Source organism: Sinorhizobium sp. BG8, assembly GCF_016864555.1.
In the GTDB taxonomy this organism is placed as follows: Bacteria; Pseudomonadota; Alphaproteobacteria; order Rhizobiales; family Rhizobiaceae; genus BG8.
Genome location: NZ_CP044012.1, coordinates 427,538 through 447,194, shown reverse-complemented (window position 1 = coordinate 447,194; position 19,657 = coordinate 427,538). Strand labels below are relative to the sequence as shown.

Annotated in this window: 19 protein-coding genes and 1 pseudogene; 6 read left to right on the top strand and 14 right to left on the bottom strand. The window is 61.5% G+C overall.

Annotated elements, in window-relative coordinates:
* Positions 1–30: 30 nt before the first annotated feature.
* From F3Y30_RS23085 to F3Y30_RS23075, 3 genes and pseudogenes are all read right to left on the bottom strand, one after another.
* A pseudogene (locus tag F3Y30_RS23085) lies at positions 31–1,580 on the bottom strand (sugar ABC transporter ATP-binding protein).
* Positions 1,577–3,007 carry a carbohydrate kinase gene (locus F3Y30_RS23080; protein ID WP_203427496.1) on the bottom strand — a complete coding sequence of 477 codons (1,431 nt, stop codon included), beginning with the start codon at positions 3,005–3,007 and terminating at the stop codon, positions 1,577–1,579. The pseudogene F3Y30_RS23085 and the gene F3Y30_RS23080 overlap by 4 nt, the downstream one beginning before the upstream one ends.
* Positions 3,004–3,786: a DeoR/GlpR family DNA-binding transcription regulator gene (locus tag F3Y30_RS23075; RefSeq protein WP_203427495.1), complete on the bottom strand. Its 783-nt coding sequence runs from the start codon at positions 3,784–3,786 to the stop codon at positions 3,004–3,006. Before F3Y30_RS23075 ends, F3Y30_RS23080 begins: the two co-directional genes overlap by 4 nt.
* A gap of 206 nt (positions 3,787–3,992) precedes the next feature.
* On the opposite strand from F3Y30_RS23075, the gene F3Y30_RS23070 reads away from it, so the two are divergent.
* The 3 genes from F3Y30_RS23070 to F3Y30_RS23060 are packed head-to-tail and all read left to right on the top strand — an operon-like array spanning position 3,993 to position 7,193.
* Positions 3,993–5,072, top strand: a complete 1,080-nt coding sequence (locus F3Y30_RS23070) for a class II aldolase/adducin family protein (protein WP_203427494.1) — start codon at positions 3,993–3,995, stop codon at positions 5,070–5,072.
* 4 nt (positions 5,073–5,076) lie between these two features.
* Positions 5,077–6,348: an FGGY-family carbohydrate kinase gene (locus F3Y30_RS23065; protein WP_203427493.1), complete on the top strand. Its 1,272-nt coding sequence runs from the start codon at positions 5,077–5,079 to the stop codon at positions 6,346–6,348.
* Positions 6,348–7,193 carry a TIGR01459 family HAD-type hydrolase gene (locus F3Y30_RS23060; RefSeq protein WP_203427492.1) on the top strand — a complete coding sequence of 282 codons (846 nt, stop codon included), beginning with the start codon at positions 6,348–6,350 and terminating at the stop codon, positions 7,191–7,193. The genes F3Y30_RS23065 and F3Y30_RS23060 overlap by 1 nt, the downstream gene beginning before the upstream one ends.
* A 71-nt stretch (positions 7,194–7,264) precedes the next feature.
* Here F3Y30_RS23060 and F3Y30_RS23055 read toward each other — a convergent pair whose 3' ends face one another.
* The 11 genes from F3Y30_RS23055 to F3Y30_RS23005 form a co-directional block, all read right to left on the bottom strand.
* A complete protein-coding gene (locus F3Y30_RS23055; protein WP_203427491.1) occupies positions 7,265–7,453 on the bottom strand; it encodes a hypothetical protein in 189 nt (62 codons plus the stop codon).
* Between the two features lie 234 nt (positions 7,454–7,687).
* A complete protein-coding gene (locus F3Y30_RS23050) occupies positions 7,688–8,875 on the bottom strand; it encodes a saccharopine dehydrogenase NADP-binding domain-containing protein (RefSeq protein ID WP_203427490.1) in 1,188 nt (395 codons plus the stop codon).
* A 162-nt stretch (positions 8,876–9,037) separates the two neighbouring features.
* Positions 9,038–10,543 carry an aldehyde dehydrogenase family protein gene (locus tag F3Y30_RS23045; protein WP_203427489.1) on the bottom strand — a complete coding sequence of 502 codons (1,506 nt, stop codon included), beginning with the start codon at positions 10,541–10,543 and terminating at the stop codon, positions 9,038–9,040.
* 224 nt (positions 10,544–10,767) lie between these two features.
* Positions 10,768–11,115: a cupin domain-containing protein gene (locus F3Y30_RS23040; RefSeq protein ID WP_203427488.1), complete on the bottom strand. Its 348-nt coding sequence runs from the start codon at positions 11,113–11,115 to the stop codon at positions 10,768–10,770.
* A 22-nt stretch (positions 11,116–11,137) separates the two neighbouring features.
* Positions 11,138–11,485: a cupin domain-containing protein gene (locus F3Y30_RS23035; RefSeq protein ID WP_203427487.1), complete on the bottom strand. Its 348-nt coding sequence runs from the start codon at positions 11,483–11,485 to the stop codon at positions 11,138–11,140.
* An 8-nt stretch (positions 11,486–11,493) separates the two neighbouring features.
* A complete protein-coding gene (locus tag F3Y30_RS23030) occupies positions 11,494–11,856 on the bottom strand; it encodes a cupin domain-containing protein (protein ID WP_203427486.1) in 363 nt (120 codons plus the stop codon).
* The gene (locus tag F3Y30_RS23025; RefSeq protein ID WP_203427485.1) at positions 11,849–13,141 is read right to left on the bottom strand and encodes a glycosyltransferase; all 1,293 of its coding nucleotides are present in this window, start codon (positions 13,139–13,141) and stop codon (positions 11,849–11,851) included. Before F3Y30_RS23025 ends, F3Y30_RS23030 begins: the two co-directional genes overlap by 8 nt.
* Before the next feature lie 18 nt (positions 13,142–13,159).
* Positions 13,160–14,206, bottom strand: a complete 1,047-nt coding sequence (locus tag F3Y30_RS23020) for an ABC transporter ATP-binding protein (RefSeq protein ID WP_203427484.1) — start codon at positions 14,204–14,206, stop codon at positions 13,160–13,162.
* Positions 14,203–15,051: an ABC transporter permease gene (locus tag F3Y30_RS23015; protein WP_246753069.1), complete on the bottom strand. Its 849-nt coding sequence runs from the start codon at positions 15,049–15,051 to the stop codon at positions 14,203–14,205. Before F3Y30_RS23015 ends, F3Y30_RS23020 begins: the two co-directional genes overlap by 4 nt.
* The gene (locus F3Y30_RS23010; RefSeq protein WP_203427614.1) at positions 15,048–15,845 is read right to left on the bottom strand and encodes an ABC transporter permease; all 798 of its coding nucleotides are present in this window, start codon (positions 15,843–15,845) and stop codon (positions 15,048–15,050) included. The genes F3Y30_RS23015 and F3Y30_RS23010 overlap by 4 nt, the downstream gene beginning before the upstream one ends.
* Positions 15,846–16,138: 293 nt before the next feature.
* The gene (locus tag F3Y30_RS23005; RefSeq protein WP_246753068.1) at positions 16,139–17,149 is read right to left on the bottom strand and encodes a spermidine/putrescine ABC transporter substrate-binding protein; all 1,011 of its coding nucleotides are present in this window, start codon (positions 17,147–17,149) and stop codon (positions 16,139–16,141) included.
* Between F3Y30_RS23005 and F3Y30_RS23000 the strand changes: the two genes are divergently transcribed.
* Genes F3Y30_RS23000 through F3Y30_RS22990 form a run of 3 tightly spaced genes read left to right on the top strand, consistent with a single transcriptional unit; the run spans position 17,148 to position 19,616 of the window.
* Positions 17,148–17,417, top strand: a complete 270-nt coding sequence (locus tag F3Y30_RS23000) for a hypothetical protein (RefSeq protein ID WP_203427482.1) — start codon at positions 17,148–17,150, stop codon at positions 17,415–17,417. The genes F3Y30_RS23005 and F3Y30_RS23000 overlap by 2 nt on opposite strands.
* Complete coding sequence (locus tag F3Y30_RS22995) at positions 17,407–18,339, top strand: GntR family transcriptional regulator (RefSeq protein ID WP_203427481.1); 933 nt, start codon at positions 17,407–17,409, stop codon at positions 18,337–18,339. Before F3Y30_RS23000 ends, F3Y30_RS22995 begins: the two co-directional genes overlap by 11 nt.
* 5 nt (positions 18,340–18,344) lie before the next feature.
* Positions 18,345–19,616 carry a glycosyltransferase gene (locus F3Y30_RS22990; RefSeq protein ID WP_203427480.1) on the top strand — a complete coding sequence of 424 codons (1,272 nt, stop codon included), beginning with the start codon at positions 18,345–18,347 and terminating at the stop codon, positions 19,614–19,616.
* Positions 19,617–19,657 lie beyond the last annotated feature (41 nt).

Here is a 19,657-nt window from a genome sequence, read left to right as displayed (position 1 = left end):
CGTCCCGTCTTTTTACTGTTGCCCGTGATCTCAGTCGTGGTGTTCGGAAACACCTGTCGACAGCGCCATGATGGCTTCCTGGGCGACAGGCTGCTCTGGCGTCGCCCTCACCTCACCCGCAATCCGGCCTTCGCGCATCACGAGAACCCGATCCGCTATCCCTATGATTTCCGGGAGATCACTGGAGATGACGATGATGGCTATGCCACTCTTCGCGAGTTCATCGATGATCCGGTAGATCTCCGACTTGGCGCCGACGTCGACGCCGCGCGTCGGTTCGTCGAGGATGACGACACGCGGTTTCGTTTCAAGCAGGCGGGCGATCAGCGCCTTCTGCTGGTTACCGCCGGAAAGCGCTCCGACATTGATGCCGGTGCTGGTCGTGCGGATCGAAAGGGCCGAGACGGCTTCGTCGGCCCGCTTCCTTGCTGCGTTGAAGTTGAGAACGCCGGGAGAAAAGGAGTCCGCTCCGATGACGCCGATGTTGATGTTTTCGCTGATGGTCATGTCGAGGAAGAGACCGAGGTTCTTGCGGTCTTCCGTCAGGTAGGCGATCCCCGCATCGAGCGCATCTCGAGGTCTGGAGACGGACAGCTCCCGACCGTCGAGCGTGACGGTGCCGCTCGTCTTCGCGTCGGCGCCGAAGATCAGGCGCGCAAGTTCCGTGCGTCCGGAGCCCACGAGCCCGGCAATTCCCAGGACCTCGCCTGCATGCGCATCGAAGCTGCAGTCATGGACGCGTTGTTCGTCGCCGACGTTTCTGACGGATAGCACCGTTTTCTGGTCGGCAGCCGGGGGCGGTGCTCCTTCTTGTAGAAGGAGGAGAGGTCGCGGCCGACCATCATGGATACGAGTTTCGACGCCGAGAGCTGGTCTCGCTCCAGCGTGCCGACGTATGCGCTGTCGCGCAGGACACTGACACGATCCGCGAGCTGGTAGATCTCTTCCATCCGGTGGCTGATATAGATGATGGCGATGCCATGATCCTTGAGGCTTGCAATGACCTCGAACAGCCTGTCGGTCTCCCTGGTTGTCAGGGATGTCGTCGGCTCGTCCATGACGATGATGCGGGCGTCAGTCGTCAGCGCGCGGGCGATTTCCACCATTTGCCGCTCTCCGAGCGACAGGCCCGAAATGAGCTGCCCCGGTCCGAAAGTGGTGCCGAGCCGGTTCAGGATGGGCTCGGCACGCTTGCGGGTCTCGGCACGGTCAACGACGCCGAAGCGCGATGGCTCCGCGCCAAGGAACATGTTCTGCGCGACGGTGAGATTGGGAGCGAGCGACAGTTCCTGGTAAATGACGGCAATGCCGCTTGCCTTGGCCCGGATGGGATCGCCGGTCACGACTGGGTGCCCGTCGATGAGGATCTCGCCGCCCGGATCGGCCTTGTAGGCACCCGAGAGAACTTTCATCAGGGTCGACTTGCCGGCTCCGTTCTCGCCCATGAGGGCATGAACCTCTCCGGCATGCACTGTCAGGGAGACATTCGACAGCGCGCGTGCCGCACCGAACGTCTTGCTGATGTTGCGCATTTCCAGCACGGGCGCGCCGCCGCCCTTCAGCGTTGCCATGGCGATCATCGGTTGGCCCTCCGTTGTTCGGCGCGGCCGTCACCAGTGACGCCTTCGCGTGCATTGGCGAGTTGCTGCCAGGCCGCCCGGTAGGCGGCGAGCCCTTCGATGGAGACCGGCGCAACAGGCTGGCACTGGTTCTCGAAGGGTTTGATGCCGATCTCTTCAAATGCGAGTGCGGCCGCACCGAAGGCGCTTCCTTCAGCATTGGCGCTGGTCAGGATCGGCTGCCCCGGGCGAAGTGCCGCGAGGAGTTCCGCATAGAGGCCGGTCTTGACCAGCCCCCCGTCGATGACGATCGGGTTCTTGGACCGGATGAGGTCCAGCGACAGGTCCGTCATGAGGACAACATAGAGGAGTGCCGCGGCGGCGCGCTCCTCCCCTTCTGCTTCGGGTCCCACGAACCGCCCGGCCATATGGGGAATCGGGCCCCCCGGGGCGAAGGACGGGAGAGCGAAGATGCTCTTGGCGACAACAGCGGCGATCGCGGCCGTCGATATCGGCCGGTTCCAGCCATCGCTTGCGGCATCATACTCGCGCCCGCCCATGAAGCGGATGGTTGCGGCCGGTTGGTGATCGACAGTCACGTTCGCGAGCATGTCGCGATCACGATCGAGTGCCTCGAGCGGGCATTGCGAGTTGAAGATGATCACCCAGGTGCCGGTGGAAATCAGCGTGAAATCATCAAATCCGAGCGACCGGTAATAGTAGAGGGAAGCATTGCTGTCGTGCACGCCATTGTGGACGGTGACCTGGGTTTGGCTCCCGTCCGCGAGGAGGACGGTGTGCTGCCCGAGCGCAGCCCCTGCCCTTGCGAATTCGGGCATCTTGCCGCGCCAGCCCCTGTTGTCGACGAGACTGCTGAAATCGTCGTTGAGGGGTGCCCAAAGATGAGAATGGCAGCCGAGATAGGATACCTCGGAGACCTTGCGGCCCGAAAATTTCCAGGACCAGAACTGAGGATAACCCAGAATGGAGTCCGCCTTCTCCAGAACAGAGCCGTCGCGATCCTCCAGCCAGAGGATGTGTCGCCCATAGTTGAAACCGAGCGGCAGGCGCGGCGAAAAGGTCTCGTCGAAGTCGGGTATAACTGTATCGATGCGCTCGGAAACCTCTGCAGGAGGCTCCTGTTCGTAGTCGAGGACCGGATGGGCAAGGCTCGCCCCTTGCGTGAGGGCGAACGTGCAACCGTGTCCGGAGAACATGATGCGGTTGACACCGTGTTCCACGGCTGCCGCTGACAGGCTTGCCTCCATCCAGGCGAACAGGTGCTCGTCGTCCAGAACCCTCAGGCCGCCCTCATCTTTCCAGACGGGCCGGGTCCTCGCCTCGCCAACGACTTCTCCATCGGCTGAAAAGACGAAAAGCTTCGAGTTCGTCTTGCCGAGGTCGAAGACGGCGAGAACTTCGGGTGTCTTGGTGCCGGACGCGGTCAATTCTGATCTCCCGCGACATTGGCAATCAGGATCGTCACGCCGGCATCCTCTAGAGTCTTGGCATCGGCATCGGAGAGCCCGTCATCGGTAACGATCGTGCCGATGCGCGACAGAGGCAGGACCAGGTTTCGTGGCTGCATGGAGAACTTGCGGCTGTCGGCCAGGAGCACGATCTCGTCGGCGCACTGGCTGAGTTCGCCGATCGCCTTGACCAGCAGCGGGTGGGATTCCAGAAGTCCTTCGCTGTTGATGCCCTGGGTTCCGACGAAGAAGCGCGAGGCGAAGAAATCCGGCGGGCCGCCGGCTGCATCATGGATGATGCCCGGCTCACGATAGAGCTCGCCTCCCGAGATGGTGAGATGGCAGGTGCCGTGCTCCCCGAGATGGGCGGCGAGCGGCATGGAATTGGTGTAGATCCGCACGTTGCGGCGCGCCAGGAGGGTTCCGAGCTGGTAGCAGGTGGAGCCGGCGTGGACGATGATTGAATCCCCATCCCGGATGAGCCCCTCCGCCTTTGCGGCGATAGCGCGCTTCGCCTCGACCGCAAGGTCCCGGTTTTCGTCGTAAGGACGCGCCGCGTGACGACTGAGCGCCGCGCTATCGCTTGCCGAGATGCCGCCATAGACTTTCCGGGCTTTGCCGATTTCGTGTAGCTTGTCGATGTCGCGACGGATGGTGGCTGCCGAGACTCCGAGGCGCTCCTGCAGATCGCGCACGGAAGCGAAAGGCCGCTCGCGCAATAGATCCGTGATGATCCGGTGACGATCCGAGTCGCTCACAAATGTCTCCTCCCTCGATGCTCCTCACGGCAATCGATGATTGAATATAATCATACTTTAGGGCGATCGAGCAAGGCCGACGATTGAAAAACTTCACGGTTGACGAAAGTTGATCAGCTTCCTAACATTGATGCAGAAATATGACCACGTCTGCGCATCCTGGCATGTGTCACGTGCTCGATGTGATACACGGGAGGAATCTGATCATGTCTCCAGCGACGCCGTCGCGAGGGCCGCAGGCTCTCGAGAGCTTTCTCGATCTCTCTGCCGCGGTCGGGCAGGACATTCTGAAGACTCAGGGGGCCGGCGGAAACACGTCGATCAAGCAGGATGGGATCCTGTGGGTGAAGGCTTCGGGAACCTGGCTGGCGCATGCCAAAGAGCGCAACATCATGGTTCCCGTCGAGATCGCTCCCCTTGTCAAGGCTCTGCGGCAGGGCGACCCGCGTGCGGAAAAAGCCACCGATTTCGTGGTTGCGGAGCTTAACGAGAGCGGTCTTCGGCCATCGATCGAGACCAGCTTCCATGCCGCGCTCGAGCAGCCGGTCGTTGCGCATTTCCATTGCGTCAACACGATTGCGCTTGCGGTATCAGCACGGCGCGAGCAGCTGCTCGCCAAGCGGATGTCGGAAGTCTCCGATCTGACATGGAAGAGCATTCCCTACCGTCGGCCTGGCACCCCGCTCGCCGGTGAGATCGACCGCGTCGCCTCCGAGCGGCCGGATGTTCTGGTCCTTTTCAATCATGGGCTCATCGTTTGCGGCGATACTGTCGAAGAGGTGTCTGAACGCATCGAGCGCGTGACGAGCGCTCTTTCAACTGCCCCGCGGGAGACTCCGGAGGCGGATCGCTCGGCACTCGAGGCTGTCTGTCACGGTTCCGGCTTCCGGCCGGCCGAGGATGCCGAAAGCCACAAGGTTGCGCTGTGCCCGGTGAGCCGGGCGATCGCAATGGGCGGCTCGCTCTATCCCGACCATGTGATCTTTCTCGGAACCAAGCTGGGTGTGCTGGCCGAAGGTCAGACGGTCGAAGATCTCCTTCAGGGGTTCAAGCGTCGCGGCGAAGCAGCCCCGAAGATGATTATCGTTCCCGGCAAGGGTGTTCTTCTGTCGACGGATCTGACTGCGGGTGGCGAGGCCATGGCGCGCTGCCTGGCAGAGGTGACGTTGCGTATCCCCGCGGACGAGGAAATCGTCTATCTGAGCGCTGCCGACGAAGCCCAGTTGACCAACTGGGAAGCCGAGCAGTATCGCCAGGCCCTCGACCGCAAGTCTGCCGGACGTTGAGCCTATGACCGCAGATATCCGGGCAATTGCGATCGGCATCGATGTCGGGACGACTGGGGTGCGTGCCGCCGCACTCACCAAAGAAAGCGTGGTAGTCGCCCTCGCCGCCGTTCCGTTTCGGTCACCATCCGAAAGCCGCGAACCGCGGAGCTGGTGGGCGGGCGTCTGCGATTGTATCGCCCAGATTGCCGGGCAGATTTCCCTGACGACGATCGAAGGATTGGCGGTAGACGGTACTTCAGGCACCGTGCTTGCGATCGATGCCGACGGACACCCCGTGGGGGACGTCCTTATGTACAACGACCCCTGCCCTGACAGCCATATCGTCGATCGGATAGCGGCGGTTGCTCCCGCAGCGAGCCCTGCCCGGGGTGCCAACTCCGGTCTTGCCCGCGCCATCCATCTTGCGCGCCGACCGGGCGTCGTCCGGCTCGTCCACCAGGTGGACTGGATCCTTCTGCAGCTCGGGCTTGAGACGCCGTTGTCGGACGAGAACAACGCATTGAAATCCGGCTACGATCTGCGGTGCGAAGATTGGCCCGACTGGATCGAGGCTGCGGGGCTGGAAAGGCACTACCTTCCCACCGTCAAGCGGGCGGGCACTCCCCTCGCCCCGGTCGGTGCAGCGGGGCGGCGTCTAGGTCTGCCCGAGGGGTGCGTTCTGCATGCGGGAACGACTGATGGCTGCGCCTCGTTCCTCGCGACTGGCGCCTCGGCCGTCGGCGACGCAGTGACTGCGCTCGGGTCCACGATGGTCCTTAAGCTTGCGTCCGATCATCCGGTCGATGCGCCTGAGTATGGCATCTACGCCCATCGCGTGCTCGATTTCTGGCTGGTCGGTGGAGCCTCCAACAGCGGGGGCGCAGTCATTCGGGCACTCGTCGGTGACGATCGCCTTGAGGCGCTGTCCGACCGTTTGGATATCGACAGGCCGACAGGTCTCGACTACTACCCCTTGCTGAAACCCGGCGAGCGCTTCCCGATCAACGACCCCACATATGCGCCCCGATTGGAACCGCGACCACAGGACGATGCGGTGTTCTTCCAGGCAATTCTCGAAGGCATCACGGCAATCGAGAGGCTCGGATACACGCGCTTGGAAGGCCTCGGCGCTCCGCGGCTCCGTTCCGTGCGTACGGTGGGAGGAGGAGCGCGCAATCCGGTCTGGCGCGAGATGCGCCAGCGTGCGCTCGGGGTGGAATTTCTTGAACCGCATTCTCTCGAGGCTGCGGTCGGCACAGCCAAACTGGTCCTTGCAGGTAGACAGAGCATCTGATGAACCATCCGCAACGCATTCATTTCGATACCCTCCTCGATCGCTACGACGTTTTCCTGATTGACCAGTTCGGCGTGTTGCGGGACGACGCTGGCCCCTATGAAGGGGCGTCGAGAGCCCTCGTGCGGCTGAAGGCCGCCGGCAAGACGGTGGTTATCCTGTCCAATTCCGGCCGGAGCGGCGCCTTCAACGCCAATCGCATCCGCACGCTCGGCTTCACCCCTGAGATGTACGACCATTTCCTGACGTCCGGCGACGTCGCCTACTCGCTGCTGTCGCGGCCGGGCTCACCGGTCCAGGACAGGCGGAACTGCTTCACCATCTCCAGTGGAGGCGACACCGAGCTTGCCGACCGGCTGCATCTGACCAGCGTTCCTACGGCCGACGATGCCGATATCGTGGTCATAGCCGGCAGCGAAGCAGAGAGCGTCTCTCTGGCGACCTATCGCGACATGCTGCGCCCGGCGGCCGAGCGCGGACTGGCCTGCTTCTGTACCAATCCGGATTTCCACAAGCTGGCAAACGGTTCGACGGCGCCTGGCGCCGGCACGATCGCTAATCTTTATGAAGAGCTGGGCGGCAAGGTCACGCGGATCGGCAAGCCCTATCCGCAGATTTACGACCGCGCGCTTGCGCTATGCGGCAATCCCGACAAGCGCATTGTCGCCTGCATCGGTGACAGCATCGATCACGACGTGGCGGGCGCTTCGGGAGTTGGCCTGGATTCTGTTCTTGTCGAAACGGGAATTCTCTCCGGCAAGAGCGATGCCGAGAGAACGGAACTGATGCAGCATGCCAACGCCACGCCGACCTACATGATCGCGCGGTTGCATCCCGACTGCTGACGGGCTTCGCCCTGCCGGCAATTGAGAGCGTCGCTAGTGGTGGGTAGGTAAGTAGAAGCCTGTCGTCGCCTTCAACCTGCAAGGCCGAAGATGAGAGCGGCAACGAAGAGAAACGACGCAACACAGATCGTGCCGCTCATCACGCCCTGAAAGAGCGAGCGACGCCGCAGCCGCTGGAAATGCGCCTGGCGTCCCGATGACATGACCAGTTCCCGGTTCGTTTCGTGGCAGTTGCTCGTTTCAAAAGCGACATTGGCCATGGCGAGACCTTTCTCCTGGGTTCCGGTCCGCATCTCCTTAGAGAGCGGTCGTCAGGGCCGGACTTCATGCCCGGTCATTTCTTTCGCTATTGATACATTATCTCTATAAGATTGGTAGGGTATGATTTTCTCATTTTCGCCACAATCGCGCACGGGTGTTTCAAGAATGCGCATCGTGGCGGGGCTGCTTTCACATGAGGCGGCGCCCTGCTATAGCGCCGCCGATTTGCTCTATCAGGCAACCGACTTTGAAATTCGGAACTTGCGCTTCTCGAGTTCCGGGAAATAGGTGGCGACGTCGAAATAGCTCTCAGGCGCATAGACACCCGGCTTCTTCGGGTGCTTGAGAATGAGTTGCGCGGCGATCGAGGCGTTCATCGAGGTGCAGGCGTCGACGTAGGGGCTGTACATCGGATCTGGCGTCACCGTCACCTCGACGCGGACCGTTGCAGGTTTGCCGTCCTTGCGGCCACGGCCGATCGCGAAATGGATCTCGTGGCTATCCTGCGCGGGGATCTTTTCGGCGTTCTTCCTGATGTTGCGCTCGATCACCTTGTTCAGCACGTCAAGCGGTTTGACGCTGACGCCGCCGATCTCGACCGGCTCGTTGAAGTCCCCGAATCCGGCCTTCACGAGGCCGACCCAGGCCTCGTGCTCGCGATGCGGAAGGTGCAGCTTCCAGGAAAATTCCTTGATCCCTTTCTCCTTTATGCCTTCGGCGAGCGGAACGGTGAGCTGTTCCGAATGCGGGGAGTGCATGAATTCGCAGCGCCCCCAAGGCTCAGGCAGGTCAAGGAACTCGCTGCCGCTCATCGGCGGGCATTCGACGTGCTTGCCGCCGTAGAACTGGGTGCTCGGATGGGCATACTCGGCAAGAACGGTGGAGACGCTATAGGGCGGCACGAGCACCGGGTTTTCCTCGCCCGTTAGTTCTGCGGCCCAGTAGAGGTTGATCCGGTCGATTTCATCGAGCTCATCGGCGACGGCGCGGCAGATGACGTTGGACATGCCGGGATCGGCACCGACGCCGATGACGGCAGTGACGCCGGCCGCCTTGAAGCGCTCATGCTCGGCCAGTTGCTTGACGGTATAGGTCCCGAGCCCACCGAGATCGACGTATGGCACCTTTGCCGCAAGGGCCGCCTCGAAGATCGTCATCTGGAAGCCGAGCAGGGTCGGCACGCAGTTGATGCAGATGTTGGCGCCGGCAATGGCGGCGGAAAGCGCCTCTGGGTTGGTTACATCAAGGTCGACAAGCTCGATGCGGGGATCGCCAAGCTCGGATGCCAGCGCCTCCATCTTCTCGCGCGAGGCGTCGCAGAGGCGGATCGTCGTGATGTCGATGATGGCGCGGTCGGAAACAAGGTCGCGCACGATACCCGCGCCCATGAAACCCGCGCCGCCGAGAAGGGTGATGATCATGATGTCTTCCTATGTCACTCGTTCAATATGCATGGTGCGGTTTGGGCTCTCGCCTCTACCTTGCCCTCTTAGGAAAGTTTGGGGGCACAGGGAGGCTTGAGTGGCGCTTCCGATACACGGAGCGTCGGGTCGCTTACGCTCTGAAAACGGGGGCTCTCTGCCTCACACATGCTTGCGCCCCTCCTCCTCGTAGAACCATTCGTCCGGATAGGGGTACCACCAGCTCTGGACCACCGGCTTGTGGTCGATGATCACCATTTTCGAGCGGCGAAAGGCATCCAGGCCTAACCTGGAGAGTTCCCGCCCAAGTCCGGATTTCTTCCATCCGCCGAAAGGCAGCGCGTCGTTGTCGATCAGCGGGTTGTTTACCCAGACCATACCGGCTTCCAGCCTGTCGGCGGCTTCCATCGCCTCTTCCAGCGAAGTAGTGAAGACGGATGCACCGAGGCCGAATTCGCTGTCGTTAGCCTTTTCAATAGCTTCGTCGAAATTCCTAACCTTCATTATGGCGGCGACCGGTCCGAAGCATTCCTCCTGCATGATGGCCATGTCGGGGGTGCACCCGGTGAGGATCGTGGGCTCATAGAACCAGCCAACCGGCTCGCTTTCAGGAATTTTGCCGCCGGTAACCACCGTGGCGCCCTTGGCCTTGGCGTCCTCGATGAGATGCATCACTTTGGCGCGGGCCGTTCCGCTGACGAGTGGCCCGATCTCCGCCTTGGAGAGACCGTTGCCGATGCGAAGCCGCCGGGTCTCGGCTGCAAATTGCTCGACGAAGGCGTCGTGCACACTTTCCACGACGAAGAAGCGCTCCGCCGAGGTGCATACTTGGCCGGACATATGGAAGGCCGCGGTAACAGCGCCCGCTGCCGCGACGTCGATCGGCGCGTTCGCGGTGATGATCATCGGGTCCGAACCTCCCGCCTCGATCACTGCCGGTTTCATCTGTCCTGCCGCCGCCATCGCGACGGCCTTGCCGGCCGCGACCGAGCCGGTGAAGGCGACAGCATGCGTTTTCGCAGAAGCGATGAGCGCCGATCCGAGCTCCGAGCCACCCGGCAGGCAGGCGATAAGACCGGCGGGCAGTGCCTCGAAGACCTGCATGAATTCGAGCGTCGAAAGCGTGGTCGCCGGTGCGGGCTTGACGATGCAACCATTGCCGGAGGCAAGCGAGGCGGCAACAGTCCAGCACATGAGCAGGATCGGGAAGTTGAAGGGCATTATGTGGACACTGACGCCAAGCGCCTCGTAGCGGGCGTGCTGGAACGAACCCGCCTGCGTGGAGCCCGCCACCTTGCCGGCTTCGTCGCGAGCAATCTCGGCGAAGTAGCGGAAGGCACCAGCGCAGTTGGCGACCTCACCGATTGCTTCCGGATAGGGCTTGCCCATTTCGCGCGACATCAGCTCGGCGCAGCGGCGCATGTCGGTCGCCTCGATGCGGTTGGCGATTTTGTGCAGGATTGTCGAGCGCGTCTTTGCGTCGAGTTTCTTCCAGTCCCGCTGTGCAGCGTTTGCGACGTCGAGCGCCTTCTCCATTTCGGAAAGGGTCGTGACTGCGATTTCGCCGACTGGTTTCAGTCGCGCCGGATCGATCACCTCTTGTCGAGGTCCCTTGGCCGGGACGTAGGCCGGATGGAGATAGAAGGCGGGTTCGGCTGGGTTGAACATGGAAGTCCCTCTCTGTTCCGGATGGGTGGACCCATCTTCGAGTTTGTCGTCAGGAGCGCAGGTGGCCGTGCGGAGCCTGCGCCTCGCCTATTTCCTCCCCGCAAGCGGAGAGAGGGGTTGCGGCGGTGCGGTTTGCACCGTGCCGGAGGACGAGGTGACCGGCGGATCGGGGCGCCGAGATGCGCAATAGTTCGCTGCTCGCGACGCCCCCTGCCCTATGGTCTCTACCGGATCATGTAGACCTTCTTGATCGTCTCGTGGACGGTGCATTCACCCTTCCAGTCCTGTGGGAAGAAGGCTGCGGTGTCCGGAGTAATCTCGATCACTTCGCCGCTTTCGTGCACATAGGTGCAGCGACCCTCCAGGAAGTGGCAGAATTCGTCGCGCGTCACGTGGCAGAACCATTTGCCCGGTGTGCAGACCCATAGCCCGCATTCCGAGTCACCGTTCGGTCCCTTGTGGATCAGCTTGCCGGATACGTGGCTTTCCCCCTCGATCATGGTCGGGATGATGCCCCAGTCGACGAGGTCGACCTGTTCGAGCGGTTTCTTCAGGAAGGGGGTGATCGGCATGTTTATGTTCCCTTTTTGCTCTTCAGGCGCCGCGGCTCATGAAGGCTTTGGTCAGTGTTTGCGTGATGATTGATGTGCCCGTCCATCCAGCGGGAAAGAATACGGATGCGCCGGCAAAAACCGGAATCTCTTCGCCGCTCTCGTGCACGTAAGTTCCCTTGCCTTCGAGGAAGTAGCAGAACTCGTCGCTGGGGATCGTGACCTTCCGCGTCCCGGGTGTGCATGACCAGAGGCCGCATTCGCTGGTACCGTCGGCATTGACGGAGAGGACCTTGCCGCTCATGCGCGGATTGCCTTGCGTGGCCGTGGCACTCGTGCCCCAATCTTCGAGGGCAACGGATGCGGTATCTGGCCAATAGGGTGTCGTCATGTCTTTCCTCATACGAGCATGTATATGTTGCGCATCGTCTCGATGACGGTGCATTCGCCGGTCCAGCCGCCGGGAAACATCACGACGGTACCGGCCTCGATCTCGATAACCTCCCCGTCGTTAGAGCGATAGACGGCGCGGCCCGCGACAAAATGGCAGAATTCGTCGCGTGGGATCGACAGTTGCCAGCGGCCCGGTGTGCAGACCCAGATGCCGCATTCGGGCTGGTTGTTCGGTCCCTTGAAGACAAGGCGGCCGGAGGAATGCGATTGACCCTCGACGGAATCGGGCTGGCTGCCCCAGTCGACAAGGTCAGAATAGGTGCTGGCGCCCTGAATGTGCGGCGCCGACGAAGTGGTGGTCTCAGCCATCGAACTTGCCCGTCGTGACGAGTTCGTTGAGGATGCCGGCAGCCTTTTTCGGACCGCTGCGTGCCTGCATGTGGACGCTGGTCGCGGCGAGCTTGGTCTTCATCGCCGGATTGTTGATGCAGGCGTCCAGCTTTGCGGCAAGGTCGGCATCGCTCCAGTCGTAGCGCGGCATCTTGAAACCGTGGCCGGTCTCGTCGACACGGGTGGCGTTGTCGTGACCGTCCCAGACGTAGGGCATGATGATCGCCGGCTTGCCGAAATAGAGGCACTCGGTGAACGAGTTGTTGCCGCCGTGGTGGATGACGGCGTCGACCTGGGGAATGACGGAAGGCTGTGGGAACCAGCTGTCGACAATGACGTTGCCCGGCAGGTCCTGGTACTGGTCCTTGTAATCGCCGACATTCACAAGTGCCCGGTAGGGCAGCTTGCCGATCGTTGCGATCAACCGCTTGAGGAGATCCGTGTCCCCTGCCCCGAGCGAACCGAAGGAGATGTAGATCAGCGGCTTGTCGTTCTTCTCGGCGAAGACCGGCACCTCATATGGCTTCTCCGTGCGAACGCAGCCTTCGAGGTACTGGAACTGGTTGGGGGCGAGTGGATGCTCGCGGTGGAACTTCACGGGTTCCGGATAGAGGAGAAGGTTCATGAAGGGCGAGGCCTCGAAGAACTGGCCGATGGGATAGGCCGCTTCCCTGTTTTCAGCGAGAAAGGCGTTGAAGTCGTCATGGATCGGCTTGATCACAGCATTGAAATGATTGCGGTAGGCCTCGTGGCCGTCATAGTCCTTTTCTCCGCAGCCGGAGAGATGGGGCGGGATCTTCGGATCTTCGATCTCGTTTTCGGAGCAGGAGATGATGCGCACCCACGGCTTGCCGAACTGCTTGATCGCCGGGAAAAGGATGACGTTGTCGACGCAGATAAGGTCTGGCTGGATTTTGGCCAGAACACCGGGCAGGTCCTTCTGCGCCCACTTCGCGCTGTCGACGATCGCCGTCCAGCAATCCTTGACGTAGTTGTCCACTTGGTCGATGGGTGACTTGCGGAAGTTCGGGATATGACCATTGATGAAGTCCTCCCAGAATTTTGCCATCTGCTCCGGCGGCATCGGCTCCGAAAGGTTCACGGGGTGCGCTTCGAAACCGTAGCCCTCATAGACCGAGACGAAGCCTGGATCGGAGAGAAACACGGCCTTGTGGCCAAGGGCTTCGACGGCCTGGGCAATGCCGACCGAGTTCAGCGCAGGCCCGAAGGCCGCTTCCGGAAAAAATGCGATGGTCTTGGACATGGTGTTCCCCGTCGTTGCTTATTGGAAGAGCCGGCATTTGGCCGGATCGATCTTGAGGCTGAGTGCATCGCCGACCTTGTGGGCTGCGGCACCGTTCGCCTGGACACGGACTTGCAGTGGGATTGGCGACGCTGGGGTCGCCACGTGCAGGACGCGATCAAGGCCGTGATAGGCGATTTCGGCGACCGTCCCCGCAAGCCCTTCACCCGGCGCCGCTATGGCGATGTTCTCCGGCCGGACCGCAAGCGCTGCGGCGCCGGCAGAAGCCCTGTCGAAGGGTAGCGTCAGGCCGGGCACCTCGAAGACGCTACGGTCGTTCACCCTGCCATCGATGAAGTTCATGACGCCGATGAAATTGGCGACGAAACGGTCGGCGGGAGCCTCGTAGATCTCCTCGGGCGATCCGCATTGCAAAAGCTTGCCGTCCTTCAGGATTGCCATCCGGTCAGCCATCACGAGGGCTTCTTCCTGATCGTGCGTGACGACGATGAAGGTGATGCCGGCCTCGTGCTGCATGCGCTTGAGCTCGAGCTGCATCTTCTCACGCAGCTTCTTGTCCAGCGCCCCAAGCGGTTCATCCAGGAGCAGCACCTTCGGCCGCTTGACGAGCGCGCGGGCGAGTGCGACGCGCTGTTTCTGCCCGCCGGAGAGCTGATCAGGCTTCCGGTCCGCGAAAGTGGTGAGGTCCGTTGTCGCGAGCGTTTCGTTCACGCGGCGAACGATCTCGCTCTTTGCCAACCTTTCCATTTCCAACCCGTAGGCAAGGTTCTGGCGGACGGTCATGTGCGGGAACAGCGCGTAGGACTGGAACATCAGGTTGAGCGGCCGCTTTTCGGGCGGGAGCGGCGAGATGTCCCTGCCTTCCAGCAGGATCTGGCCGGAGTTCGGGGTCTCGAAACCGGCGAGCATGCGCAGCAGCGTCGTCTTTCCACAGCCCGAAGGCCCGAGCAGGGCAAAGAACTCGTTCTCGCGGATATCGAGTGAGACCCCACCGACGGCGGTGACCGGCCCGAACGTCTTCGATACGCTGTCGATACGAAGAATGGGTGTATTCTCTGCGTTCATTTAGCCTGCTCTTTGTTGAGCCATTGCGAGATCATGAGTGCGGTGGCGCTGACGCCCATCACGATGGTGGCGAGTGCATTGACCTCGGGCGTAATGCCGAAGCGGATCATCGAGTAGATTTGCATGGGAAGGGTGATCGACGAGCGCCCGGCGCCGGCGGTGAAGAAGGCGATGATGAATTCGTCGACCGACAGCGTGAAGGCAAGCAGTGCGCCGGCGATGATCGAGGGCAGGAGCACCGGGAAGGTGACGCGCCAGAAGGTGGTCCAGCCCGACGCGCCGAGGTCGCGCGAGGCTTCCACGATCGAGAAGTCGAAATTCTTCAGCCTTGCGCGCACAACCGAGCAGACGAAGGCGAGATCGAAGACCACATGGCTGACGATGATGGTGTGAAGACCCATCGTCACGTTCAGTCGCGAGAAGAAGGTCAGGAGCGATACTGCGAGCACGATGTCCGGAATGACCATCGGTGCGAAGGCCAGGGCTTCCAGTCCATTGCTCCGGCGGCGTCGCGTTTCCATACCAAGTGCGAGAAGCGTGCCCAGAATGGTCGAAATGAGCGTCGCGAAGACTGCGACGACCAGCGTGTTCCAGGCCGCATGCAGGATGTCGGCGTTGCTGAGAAGCGATGCGTACCAGCGCGTCGAGAAGCCCGACCAGGAGGTCGGCAGGCCGCTGTCGTTGAAAGAGAGCATGACGAGGACGGCTATCGGCAGGTAGAGGAAGCTGAAGACGAGCAGCAGCACGATCCGACCCGGCAGTTTTCGGCGGAAGGCGCTTTTTGTCGCGGGACTTGTGGCGACTGCCTCCGGCATCAGGGTTGCGGTTGTCGAGGACTGGCTCATGCGACCCCTCCCTGGTGCTCGCCGCTTGCTTTCGCGGTGGCGCGGGCCTGGATGAACAGGAGCGCGATCATGGTCGCGATCAGCGCCATTCCGAGGGCCGCGCCGAAGGGCCAGTCGTTGGCAGTGAGGAACTGGTCGTAGACGAGGTTGCCGATCATCTGGAAGCGGCCGCCGCCAAGTAGCGCCGGCGTCACGAAATTGCCGATCGAGAGGACGAAGACGAAGACGCCGCCAGCGGCAACGCCGGGCATGGTCAGAGGCAGCGTGACGCGGAAGAAGGTGCGGATGGGGCCGGCACCCAGGTCGCGGGAGGCCTCCATCAATTCCGGATTCAGCCGCGACAATGTCGAATAGATCGCAAGGATCACGAACGGCAGATAGTTGTAGACGAGGCCGATGATGACGGCGGCCTCGGTGTACAGCAATGATAGCGGTTCGCCGGTATAGCCGAGCGAACGCAGCAGATTGTTGACGAGGCCTTCGCGGTTGAGAAGCACGATCCAGGCATAGGTGCGGATCAGATAGTTGCTCCAGAATGGCAGGACGGCGAAGAAGAGCAGGATCGGCTGGCGCATCCGCGGCGCCCGGGCAATTGCGTAGGCCGCCGGATAGGCGATGAGGATCGCGATAATCGTAGTGGTCAGAGCGATGCGCGCCGAATTCAGGAAGATCTTCGCATAAAGGGGATCGGTGACGCGGGCAAAGTTTTCCAGCGTGAAGGTGTACTCGATGCCGCCCCAGACGCCGCGTTGGAAGAAGGCATAGGAAAGGACCAGCAGGCACGGCACGACCATGAAGGTGACGAGCCAGGCAACGCCGGGAGCGGCGAGCAGGTTCGGTCTGGTGGCATTGGAAGACACTTCGGATTTCGCCTTGCTGCTGTTTCATGAGGGAGTGGCGCCACCGCGCCGCTCGTTGGTCGGGAAGTATTGGCTGCAGCGTGCAAGCAACCGCCGTCCCCTCTCCCGCTTCAAGGGGAGAGGGCCAGGGCTCACGAATGTCTGCAGCCGGAGCGGCCACTTCAGTCGGGACTTCGTCCGCTCGGCGGTGCCTTCTCCCCGCAAGCGGGAAGAAGGATCGAAGCGGTTCAGTTCGCGGCTTTGATCTCGCTGACTGCGCGCGAATAGTCCTTCTGGTTCGGGCCGAGGTCGCGCAGCAGCTCGTACTTGGCAAGATCCGAGGGCGGCACCTTCATGTTCGGATATTGCTCGCCGAGCGCGGCTGGCAGGCTTTCCATGGCGGCCTTGTTCGGCACCTTGTAGAGGATGTTTTCGGCCGCCCAGGCGTGGTTCTTGGCGTCGAGGATGAAGTTGATGAACTTCATCGCGTTTTCCTTCTTCTCCGAATTCTTCATGACGACGATGGTATCGACCCAGAGATCGGAACCTTCCTTCGGCACGACGAACTTGATGTCCTTGTTCTCGGCGATGCCATAGTTGCACCAACCGTCCCATGCCTGCACGAGAGAGGCCTCACCGGAAACGAGCTTCGAGTAGAAGGTCGTGTCGTCATAGGCGAGCAGTGTCTTCTTCGCCTCGATCAGGAGATCCCGCGCCTCGCTGATCTTTGCAGGGTCGGTTTCGTTGACCGAATAGCCCTTGGCAAGCAGGCCTGCGGCCATCAGCCAGCGGTCGGTTGCCAGCATCGTTGTCTTGCCCTTCAGATCGTCCGAAGGTTGGAGCAGGCTCATCCAGCTGTCAGGTGTGCCGTTGACTTTGTCTGAACGGTAGCAGAGGCCGGTCGTGCCCCACGTGTAGGGAACCGAGAAGACATTGCCGGGGTCATAGGCGAGAGCGGCCGCTTCCGGATAGAGATTGGCGAGGTTCGGGATCGCCGCCTTGTCAAGCGGTTCAACGAGGCCCTGATGGTTGAGGACTTCGGCGAAGGGCGAGGAGACGAACACGACATCGTAGCCTTTGCCCTGGCCGGCCATCAGCTTGCCCATGATCTCTTCGTTGGTGGCGTGGTTCACCACTTCGATTTCGAGCCCGGTCGCCGCCTTGAAACTTTCGGCGATGTCCTTCGCCATATAGCCATCCCAATTGGAGATGACGAGGTCGGCGGCCGACGCCGTCCCCGCGGCCAGGCTCGCGGCCATGAACGCCGACGCCGCGCACAATGCGGCCATTCCGTTTTTCGTTTTCACGAAAGACTCCCTTGTTTCGATTGTTCCAACCTCTTTGTGGCCGGTTCGTTTTCCCGAACTCTTTCCACGAGGTGGCAGTATTATTTATAAAAAAAATACGTCAATAGGCTTTCTCCAAAAAGACGGGACAGGCAATTTTGTGGAGCTGGAGGCTTGCGGAACGCCGTCGCAAAAGGCAGCATGCGCGGTGACGGAGGCCTTTGCAGCGCATGAATTCTGAAACGAAACGCCCCAACTATCGCCATGTCGAACTGGCGCAGAAAATACTGGATATCGCCGGCGAGCGGGGCATTTCGCCGGGAGAGCGGTTGGCCGAACAGGCTCTCGCCTCACTCTGTAACGTCTCAAGAACGCCGATACGCAAGGCACTTCAGGTGCTGGCGGAGCGCGGGCTCGTCACCGCCGAGACCGAAGGTGGTTACGTGCTTTCTGCGGATCCGGTGGTTACCGCGCGATTGGACAATAGTTCCGAGGGGGATGGCGAGAGCGAAATTTATGGAGCGATCCTGCGCGATCTCGCGGCCGGTCGTATCGCCGAGACGCAGACTGTTGCGGCACTCCAGAGACGGTATGATGTCTCCCGGCAGGTGGTACAAAATGCGCTGATGAAACTGTCCGAGGAAAATCTGGCGGAACGCGGTCCCGGCCAGCAGTGGGTTTTGAAACAATTCGCCATCAATAGCGATGCAGCAGCAAAGAGTTACGAGTACAGGCTCGCCACCGAACCGCTGGCGTTGACGCTACCTGATTTTCGTCGTGACCTTCCGGCGCTGATCTCCCTTCGGCAATCCATGCTGATCCTGAAGGGCATGAGCGAGAAGAGCTTCGATCAGAAGCTGTTCGAGCGTACGGATTTCGATTTTCACATGCTGATTGCCAAGGGCTGCGGCAATCCGTTCCTTTGCGAGGCCCTCGTCAATCATCATCGCCGCCGCCGGGCGGTGCCGCTTGCCGGCCACGTGGCGGTTTTCCGGTTGATGCAATCCAACCTGGAACATCTGCAGATTCTCGAACAAGTGGAGCGCGGACAGATGGAACTGGCGGCGGATCTCATGCGCGTGCATCTGCAGCTGTCGCGCTCCCAGCGTCCCCGGCTCGCCGGTCGTGGCGTACCGCCTGCGTTCAAGCTGGTGTCACGTTGATCGCCATGGACTCAGCAGCGACGATCGCCCTTTTCCCGGAAGCAAGCTACGGCGCCGCGCTCAACTGCGTGGGCATCGCTCAGGAGCTTCGCCGCCTGGGTGCCCGGCCCGTATTCATATGCCATCCGGGCTTCAGTGGCGTGTTCGCGGAATACGGCTTTCCGGAGTACCAGCTCCCGGATTCGGCCAGCGGCACGCCGACGGACTGGACCGGCTTCATCGAGCGGCACCAGGACGCATTCCGCCAGTCGCCATTCGAGCAACTGGACAGCTACATCGGGCCGACGTGGGAAGCCATCGTCGACACGGCGATCCGCGTCGAGGAACCTTTGCGCCAGCTACTTGCCCGCTTGAAACCCGATGCCATCGTTCTCGACAACGTCGTGACGTTTCCGGCGATCCTCAACGCCGGTGTGCCATGGGTCCGGGTCGTCTCCTGCGCGGAGACGGAGATCGCGGATCCCCTGGTGCCGCCCTATGTTTCTGGCTGTGGGGCCGAACCCTCAGACGAATGGACTGCCTTTTCGGCCGGATACCTGAAGGCGACTGCGTCGGCGCACCGGCGTTTCCAGTCCTTCGTCACCGATTGTGGACTGAGGGCACCGGCGGCTGCCAGTTTTCTGGACCCCTCCCCCTGGCTCAACCTGTTGCTCGCGCCGGAGATCATCCGTCATCGCAGGAGCGTGCCGCTCGATCCCGAGAAATTTGTCTTCCTCGACGGTTGCGTCCGCCACGAGAGTCCCTTCACGCCGCCGCGGTTCGCGAGCCACAACGATGCGCCGCTGGTTCTCACGAGCTTCGGATCGCTCGGAGCAATGGACGTCGAGATGACGAAGCGGATGATCGAGGTGTTTTCCACCCTCCCCTATCGCTTCCTTGTGAATGCCGGGCACTGGCGCGATGAGTACCGCGAGGTTCCGGACAATGTCTTCATGGACAGTTGGTTCCCCCAGCCCTCGGTGGTGGAGCAGGCAAGCCTTTTCATCCATCACGGCGGCAACAACTCGTTCTGTGAGGCGCTCTATTACGGCGTGCCGTCGCTGGTCATGCCCTATTGCTGGGACGGACACGACAATGCGCGTCGCGCCGATGAGGCAGGGGTTGGACGGAGGGTCGACCGCTATCGCTGGACGGACGCCGAACTTCGCGCGGCGATCAGCGCCTTGCTTGAGGATGACCGAATGGCGCGGCGGCTGCGCACCAATGCCAGGAAGATGCAAGCCGCCTCTGGCGCGACGCTCGCGGCTGAAAGAATTTTAGCGGTGACCGTGGCTTGAAGGGGGCGGTCGCCGGAATTTTCGAAAAGGTGGAGAGAATA